Source organism: Streptomyces sp. NPDC056948, from assembly GCF_042674225.1.
Classification (GTDB): Bacteria; Actinomycetota; Actinomycetes; order Streptomycetales; family Streptomycetaceae; genus Streptomyces; species Streptomyces purpurascens.
Genome location: NZ_JBHUQX010000820.1, coordinates 1 through 1185, shown reverse-complemented (window position 1 = coordinate 1185; position 1185 = coordinate 1). Strand labels below are relative to the sequence as shown.

The 1185-nt window shown below is 74.9% G+C and carries 1 protein-coding gene; it reads left to right on the top strand.

The genetic code is table 11. The features are described from left to right. The coding region (locus tag ACFTZL_RS45005; RefSeq protein ID WP_382596463.1) for an SUKH-4 family immunity protein at window positions 1-1132 on the top strand (1132 nt) is incomplete at its 5' end. Window positions 1133-1185: the final 53 nt, after the last annotated feature.

The following is a 1185-nucleotide window of genomic DNA, read 5'->3' as shown; positions in this document are numbered from 1 at the left end:
GTCGGCGTCGATCCCGCCGGGGCGTCCCTGGACGTGGCGCGCGGCAAGCCGGGCGGCGAGCGGGTGCGGTGCGGTGCCGCCCGGTGCGGTGCCGCCGCCCGGTCAGCCCGTCCCCGGGCCGCCGCCGGCGTACGGCTATCCGCAGCCGCCCGCCGGGCAGCCGACGGTCGGTCCCGGCTACCAGGCCGTGTTGCGCTACCGCGCGCAGGACGGTTCCGAGCAGCAGCTGATCCGGCGTTCGGCGCCGGGTACGCCGCACCCGGAGTGGCAGATCTTCCACGAGCTGCGGGCCATGAACGTGCCCCCGGACCAGGTGCTGGAGCTGCACACCGAGCTGGAGTCGTGCGAGCTGCCGGGTGCGTACTGCGCGCGGATGATCCGGGAGCAGTGGCCGCAGGCGCGGATCACGAGCATCGCGCCGTACGGCACGGACCACGCGAGCCGGCAGCAGGGCATGCGGCAGTTGCTGGCCCACCAGGGCGAGTTGCACCAGGTGGCGGACGGCCCGGCGCGTCCGGCTCCGGTGCGTGCTCCGCTGCCGCCGGTGCAGGCGGTGCCGCCGGTCCCGCCGGAGGCCGTCGCTCAGGAGCTGGGGGCCGCGTTCGGGCCGGGTGTGTTCCGGTTCGAGCAGGCCGCGGTGTCCCGCCAGGGGGTGCCGCCGGTGGTGGCGCACACGCTGGTGGCGGCCGGTCTGCCGATGGACATGGGCCCGTTCTTCTGGGCTCAGGCGCAGCCGGGCCGGCCCGTTCCGACGCTGGCGGAGCTGGCGGCCGAGCGCGGTGTGCAGCCGGCCTCGGACGCGGGTTCCTATCTGGTGATGGGCAGCGACTTCGGCAAGGCGATCTGTGTGCAGTACGGCACGGCCAACATCGTCGCCGTGCCGGTGGAGGCGGGGCCGGGCGGGGCGCCCGTGCCGCCGCAGTTCGTGAACACCGGGCTGCCGGAGTTCGCGCGCTGTCTGGCGCTGCTCGGGCGGATGTGGCGGCTGCGGTTCGGGCTGAACCAGGAGCAGGCGGGCCGCTGGACCGTCGACTTCCAGGCCCAGCTTGCCGCGCTCGACCCGGCGGCGCTGGGGTCGCCGGAGAGCTGGTGGTCGGTGCTGCTGGAGCAGATGTGGGACGGACTGCTGTGACACATCGCCGCTGACGTGCGGGAAAGGAAGCCGGGTCCGGTCGGTCGTACGAC